This is a genomic window from Actinosynnema sp. NPDC059797 (assembly GCF_042732085.1).
Lineage (GTDB): Bacteria > Actinomycetota > Actinomycetes > Mycobacteriales > Pseudonocardiaceae > Actinosynnema.
Window position 1 is genome coordinate 1 of record NZ_JBHWIE010000368.1, and the last position, 6891, is coordinate 6891.

The 6891-nt window shown below is 76.3% G+C and carries 4 protein-coding genes; all 4 read left to right on the forward strand.

The window, feature by feature from the left end; genetic code table 11:
- The first annotated feature begins 671 nt into the window (after nucleotides 1-671).
- The gene (locus tag ACFV4N_RS37260) at nucleotides 672-1241 is read left to right on the forward strand and encodes an NADPH-dependent FMN reductase (protein ID WP_499677377.1); all 570 of its coding nucleotides are present in this window, start codon (nucleotides 672-674) and stop codon (nucleotides 1239-1241) included.
- Nucleotides 1216-2220 carry a zinc-binding dehydrogenase gene (locus tag ACFV4N_RS37265; RefSeq protein ID WP_499677378.1) on the forward strand — a complete coding sequence of 335 codons (1005 nt, stop codon included), beginning with the start codon at nucleotides 1216-1218 and terminating at the stop codon, nucleotides 2218-2220. The genes ACFV4N_RS37260 and ACFV4N_RS37265 overlap by 26 nt, the downstream gene beginning before the upstream one ends.
- Before the next feature lie 10 nt (nucleotides 2221-2230).
- The gene (locus tag ACFV4N_RS37270; RefSeq protein ID WP_499677379.1) at nucleotides 2231-5065 is read left to right on the forward strand and encodes a helix-turn-helix transcriptional regulator; all 2835 of its coding nucleotides are present in this window, start codon (nucleotides 2231-2233) and stop codon (nucleotides 5063-5065) included.
- A gap of 93 nt (nucleotides 5066-5158) precedes the next feature.
- Nucleotides 5159-6891, forward strand: a 1733-nt coding sequence (locus ACFV4N_RS37275; RefSeq protein WP_499677380.1) for a family 20 glycosylhydrolase, incomplete at its 3' end; no start/stop codon positions are given.

A 6891-nucleotide genomic window follows, 5' to 3' on the forward strand; every position in this document is an offset into this window, starting at 1 on the left:
GCCCCGACCCGCACCCGGCCTGCGCTCCAGCTCGCCCCAACCCGCGCTCCGGTCCGCCCCGACCCGCACCCGGCCTGCGCTCCGGCCCGCCCCAATCCGCGCTCCAGCCTGCTCCAGCTCGGTCCAGCCCGCTCCGGCCTGCTCCAACTCGCCTGTTCCGCTTGGGTCAGCCGCTGCCAGCCTTCGCACCTTGAACTTAGTTCAACCAGCCGCTGCGATTCCTTCGACCTGCCCGGCCCGCGCCTCAGCCCGCCCCAACCTGCACCTCGGCTTGCTTCAGCTCGCCTGTTCCGCTTGGGTCAGCTGCTGCTCGCCTCCCCGTCTCGAACTTAGTTCAACCAGTCTTTGGGATCCCTTCGGTCTGCCACTTGAACTTTGTGCAGGCAGCTTTTGAACTTTGTTCAAGGCAGGGTGTGCTGAGGCCGCCCGCCGCCGTCCTCGGCGTCACCGCTCTTGTGGCGCCATCGCTCTCGCTGCGCCACTGCTGTCACTACGCCACCGCCCTGCCACTACTACTGTCGCTGCCGCCGCCTGGGTGATCTCGGCGGTTTCGGTGATCTTGGTGGCTTGGCGGCCGGTCACCGGTCATGGGGGTGCGGCGACCAGTCACGTGACAGATGCCCGGCTCCCACGCCACTCCCTAGCGTCGTCACCACACCGAGGGAGGACACATGATCAAGCTCGCGATCATCGTCGGCAGCACCCGCAAGGGCCGGTTCGCGCCGGTCGTCGCGAACTGGTTCGCCGACCGCGCCAAGCAGCGCGACGACCTCAGCGTCGACGTGCTCGACCTGGCCGACCTGGGCCTGCCGGACACCCTGCACGCCTTCGGCGAGGACCCGGCCCCGGAGGTCGCGGTGGTCTCACCGCGACTGGCCGCCGCCGACGCGTTCGTCGTCGTCACCCCCGAGTACAACCACAGCTTCCCGGCCCCCCTCAAGAGCGCCATCGACTGGCACTACACCGAGTGGCAGGCCAAGCCGGTCGGGTTCGTCTCCTACGGGGGCCTCGGCGGCGGGCTGCGCGCGGTCGAGCAGTTGCGGCAGGTCTTCGCCGAGCTGCACGCGGTCACCGTGCGCGACACGGTCAGCTTCCACGGCGCGTGGTCGCGCTTCGACGACGACGGCCACCCGCTCGACCGGGACGAGGTCGACAAGGCCGCCACGACGGTGCTCGACCAGCTCGTCTGGTGGGGCACCGCGCTCAAGGAGGCCCGTGCCCAACGGCCTTACGGGGCCTGACGTGCGGGCGGTGCGGCTGCGCGCGTTCGGTGGCGCCGACGTGCTCCGGGTCGAGGAGGTCGAGGACCCGGAACCGGGACCGGGCCGGGCGCGGATCGCGGTGCGGGCCGCCGGGGTGCACCTGGTGGACACCCTGGTCCGGCGCGGCGGGTGGGCGTCGCCCGCCCTGCCGTTCACGCCGGGCGGCGAGGTCGCGGGCGTGGTCGACGCCGTGGGTCCCGGCGTGGCCGACGACTGGCTGGGGCGTCGGGTGGTGACGCAGCTCGGCCTCGCCAGCGGCGGGTACGCCGAACTGGCCGTGCGGGAGGTCGACGCGCTGCACGTCGTGCCGGAGGGCGTCGGTTTCCCGGCGGCGGTGGCCATGGTCCGCACCGGCAGCACGGCACTGGGTGTGTTGGACGCGGCCGAGCCGGGACCCGACGACGTGGTGCTGGTGACGGCCGCCGCCGGCGGGGTCGGCACGCTGCTCGTGCAGGGCGCGGCACGGGCCGGGGCGCACGTGGTGGGCTTGACGGGGTGCGCGGGGAAGCGGCGGGCGGTGCTGCGCGCGGGCGCGGCGGTGGTCGTGGACTACCGGCGGGAGGGGTGGCGGTCCGAAGTGGTCGAGGGGTTGGCGGGACGGGAGGTGACCGCGGTGCTGGACGGGGTCGGGGGCGCGGAGGGGCGCGGTGCGCTGGACCTGCTGGGACCGGGCGGCCGGCTGGTGATGTTCGGCTCGTCGTCGGGCGAACCGCTGGACGTGTCCACTTCGGACCTGTTCGCGCGGTCGCTGTCGGCGGTGACGGCGGTCGGTCCGCACGTGGCCAAGAGGGCGGGCGGGCTGCGGGCGCTGGAGGCGCGGGCGTTGGCGGAGGCGGCCGCGCGGCGGTGGTCGCCGGTGGTGCAGGAGTTCCCGCTGGCGGAGGCGGCGCGGGCGCACGCCGAGCTGGAGGGCAGGCGGACGATCGGCAAGGTCGTGCTGCTGCCGGGCGATCGTTAGGGTCGGGGACGTGCTGCACGGGAGGTCGGCGGAACTGGCCGCGCTCGACCGGCTGCTCGCCGACGCGAGGGCCGGGCGCAGCGGGGTGCTGGTGGTGCGGGGCGAGGCGGGGATCGGCAAGTCGGCGCTGCTGGACCACCTGGCGCGGCGGGCGCTCGACCGGGAACCGACCGACCCCGCCGCCCCGGTCGGCGGGCCGGTCCCGCCCGGCGACGAGCGGCGCCTGCCCGCCCTGGTCGGCGAGCCGGAATTGTCGTACCCCGCCGGCAAGATGAAAGCAGGGGACCCCCTGGCGGGGACCCCTGCGCAGCAAGGCTTCCGCGTCCTGCGCGGCACGGCGGTCGAGTCCGAGTCCGTGGTCCCCTTCGCCGGCCTCAACCTCCTCCTGACCCCGGTCGTTGACCGCGTTCCCGCCCTGCCGCCCACCCAGGCCGCCGCCCTGCGCGCCGCCCTCGGCCTGGTCCCGCCGGACGACGGCGGCGGCGCCCTCGTCGGCCTCGTGGGGCTCGCCGTGCTGACGCTGCTCGCCGACCTGGCCGAGCAGGGACCCGTCCTCTGCCTGGTGGACGACGCGCACTGGCTGGACGAGGGGTCCGCCCGCGCCCTGGTCTTCGCCGCCCGCCGCCTCCAGGCGGAACGCGTCGCGGTCGTCTTCGCGGCCCGCGACCTGCACGCGCCGCCGTTCCCCGCGCCCGGCCTGCCGGAGCTGCGGCTCACCGGCCTGGACCCCGACTCGGCCGCCGCCCTGCTGGACGAGCACGCCGCCGACCTGCCGCGGTACGTCCGGGAGCAGATCGCGGCCGAGGCGCGCGGCAACCCGCTCGCCCTGCTGGAGCTGCCCGCCGCCCAGCGGGAGGGCCACCTGCCGGCCGCGCCCGCCCACCGGGTCGCCGCCCTGCCGACGCACAGCCGCGTCCAGCAGACCTTCGCCGACCGCATCGGCGCGCTGCCCGAGCGCACCCGCACCCTGCTGCTGGTCGCCGCCGCCGACGACACCGGCGACCCGGGCACGGTCCTCCGGGCGGCCGCGCTGCTCGGCGCCTCGGTCACCGACCTGGAGCCGGCCGAGCGGCGGCACCTGCTGCGCTCCGACGACGGCAGGCTCGCGTTCCGGCACCCGCTGATCCGCGCCGCCGCCTACCGGGGCGCGCCCCTGGCCGACCGGCTGGCCGTGCACCGCGCGCTCGCCGAGGCCCTGGAGGACGACCACCGCGCGGCCTGGCACCTGGCCGCCGCCGCCACCGGGCCCGACGAGCGGGTGGCCGCGGCGCTGGTCCGCGCCGCCGAGCACGCGCGCGGCCGGGGTGGGCGGGCCTCCGTGGCGTCGGCCTACCAGCGGGCCGCGGAGCTGAGCCCGGACCCGCTGCACCGCGGTCGCCGGCTGGTCGCGGCGGCGGGGGCGGCGGGCGAGGCGGGCCAGTTCGACCGGGCCGCGGTGCTCGCCGAGCAGGCGTGGGACGTGCTGGGCGAGCCCGTCGAGGTGGCGCGGGCCGCGCGCATCCAGGCCCGGTTGGCGGGTGAGCGGGGGCGGTCGGTCGAGGCGGCGGCCACGCTCGTCCGCGCCGCGGAGTGCGCCGCGCGCACCGCGCCGGAGCTGGCGGGCGAGCTGCTGTTCAGCGCCGCGCAGCACGCGTGGGCGGGCCGGGACTTCGCGGTGCTGCGGCGGGTCGCCGAGCAGGTGGAGGGCCTGCCGGGCGAGGCGGACACGCGTGCCGTGGAACGTGCCGCGCTCGGCCTGGACGGCGGGGACGTGCCCGGCGGCATGGCGGCCCTGCGCGGGCTGCTCGACTCGCCTTACGTCGCGGATTCGGGCAACGCGGTGCGCGCGTGGTGGCACCTGGTCCTGGGTGACGACCGGGCGGCGTTGGCCGAGGCGGAGGAGCTGGAGCGCGGGTCCCGCGCCCGGGGCGCGCTGGGCGTGCTGCCGCGCGCGTTGGCCTACCTGGCCCGCGGCCGGCTGCACCTGGGCCGGTGGCGCGAGGCGCGGGCGACCGCCGAGGAGGGGCTGCGGATCGCCGAGGACATCGGCCAGGGGTTCAGCGTCGTGTTCCTGGTCGGCGTGCTGGCGGAGCTGGCCGCGGTCGAGGGTGACGAGGAGCGGCTCGCCGGGCTGGTCGCGCGGCAGTCGGCCGAGCCGCCCGGTTCGGTCCGCGCGGCGTGCGCGCTGGCGCTGCTCGACCTGGGGCTCGGCCGGCACGAGGCGGTGCTGGAGCGCCTGGCCGACGTGGCGGCGGGCGCGCACCGGCTCTACGCGATCACCAGCCTGCCGGACCTGGTGGAGGCGGCCGTCCGCGCGGGCGACCGGGCCGCGGCGGAGGCGCCGGCCGCCTGGTTCGCGGAGTGGGCCGGGCAGACCGGCCGACCGTGGGCGGAGGCCGTGGCGCTGCGCTGCCGCGCCCTGCTGACCGACGACGAGCGGGAGTTCGCCCGCGCCGGGGAGCTGCACCGCGCCACCGACGACCGCCCGTTCGAGCGGGCGCGCACCGAGCTGCTGCACGGGGAGTGGCTGCGCCGGGCCCGCCGCCGGTCGGACGCGCGGACCCACCTGCGCGCCGCGCTGGAGGTGTTCGAGCGCCTGGGCGCCGCGCCGTGGGCCAACCGGGCCCGCGCCGAGCTGCGCGCCACGGGGGAGAGCCGGGCGGCGGCCGGTCCGAACCCGTTGAGCGCGCTCACCCCGCAGGAGCTCCAGGTGGTGCGCCTGGCCGCCGAGGGCCTGAGCAACCGGGACATCGGCGCGCAGCTCTTCCTGAGCCCGCGGACCGTCGGCTACCACCTCTACAAGGCGTACCCGAAGCTCGGCGTGGCCTCCCGGGGCGAGCTGGCCAGGCTCGACCTCGCCGGCTGACCGGCAAATGGTCTAGACCCATTGACAGCACCTCGGGCTCCTCAGCACGCTGGAGCGCACGCGGCCGCCGCCCGCCCCCCGAGGAGGAGCACGGTGAAGACCCGAGCCAGAGCCCTCGCCGCCCTGGTGGTCCTGCTCGCCGCGTCCGCCACCTGGCACGCGGCGTCGGGCACCACCGCGGCGCGGGCCGCGGAACCGCTGCGGGGCATCGTCCCCGTGCCGGCGTCCGTCCAGGCCACGCCCGGTGTCGTGCACACGATCGCCGCCGACGCCGTCATCGCCGCCGACGCCGCGGCCCGCCCGGTCGCCGAGCGGCTGGCCGAGCTGCTGCGCCCCGCCACCGGCTTCGCCCTGCCGGTCGTGGACCCGGCCGACGCGCCGGCCGACGGCATCTCCCTGCTGGTCGGCGGCGCGCCGGCGGCCGTCGGCGACCAGGGCTACCGGCTGGACGTCACCGCGACGGCCGTCCGGCTCCACGCCAACACCGCGGCCGGCCTGTTCGCCGGCGTGCAGACGCTGCGCCAGCTCCTGCCCGCCCGGGTGGAGGCCCGGACGCCGCAGCCGGGCCCGTGGCAGGTGCCCGGCGCGTCGATCACCGACCACCCGCGCTTCCCGCACCGGGGCGCGATGCTGGACGTGGCCCGCCACTTCCACCCGGTGGCCACCGTCAAGCGGTACGTCGACCAGCTCGCCCTCTACAAGATCAACTACCTGCACCTGCACCTGACCGACGACCAGGGCTGGCGCATCGCGATCGACAGCTGGCCGCGCCTGACGACCCACGGCGGCAGCACGCAGGTCGGCGGCGGGCCCGGCGGGTACTACACCAAGGCCCAGTACCAGGAGATCGTGGCCTACGCGGCGGCCCGGCACATCACCGTCGTGCCCGAGGTCGACCTGCCCGGCCACACCAACGCCGCGCTGTCCTCCTACGCCGAGCTGAACTGCAACGGCGTCGCGCCCGCGCTGCGCACCGACATCGCGGTCGGCTACTCGTCGCTGTGCGTGTCCAAGGAGGTCACCTACCGGTTCGTGGAGGACGTCATCCGCGAGGTCGCCGCGATCACCCCCGGCCCGTACCTCCACATCGGCGGCGACGAGGCGCACGCGACCACCGACCAGGAGTACCGGACGTTCATGGACCGGGTCCTGCCGCTGGTCGCGAAGCACGGCAAGCGGCCGATGGGCTGGCACGAGTTCGCCAAGGCCACCACCGACCCGGCGGCCGTCGCCCAGTACTGGGGCACCACCACGTCCAACGCCGTGGTGCGCGACGCCGCCGCGCGCGGGCAGAAGGTGCTGATGTCGCCCGCGAACAAGGCGTACCTGGACATGAAGTACGACGCGTCGACGCAGCTGGGTTTGAGCTGGGCCGGGTACGTGGAGGTCCGGGACGCCTACGAGTGGAACCCGGGCGCGCACGTCACCGGCGTGCCCGAGTCGGCCGTGCTGGGCGTCGAGGCTCCACTGTGGACCGAAACCGTGGTGACGCCCGCGCACGTCGACCACCTCGCGTTCCCGCGCCTGGCCGCGATCGCCGAACTGGGCTGGTCGCCGTGGTCCACCCACGGCTGGGACGCCTTCCGGCTCCGCCTCGGCGCCCAGGGGCCGCGCTGGACGGCGCTGGGCATCGGGTTCTACCGGTCGCCGCAGGTCCCCTGGGACGACGGCGGCACGACCACCACCACGACCACCACCACGGCCCAGCCGTCGGGCACGTGGGCGCCGGGCCGCGCGTACGCGACCGGTGACCGCGTCACCCACAGCGGTGTCACCTACCAGTGCCGCCAACCCCACACGTCCCAGCCGGGCTGGGAGCCGCCGAA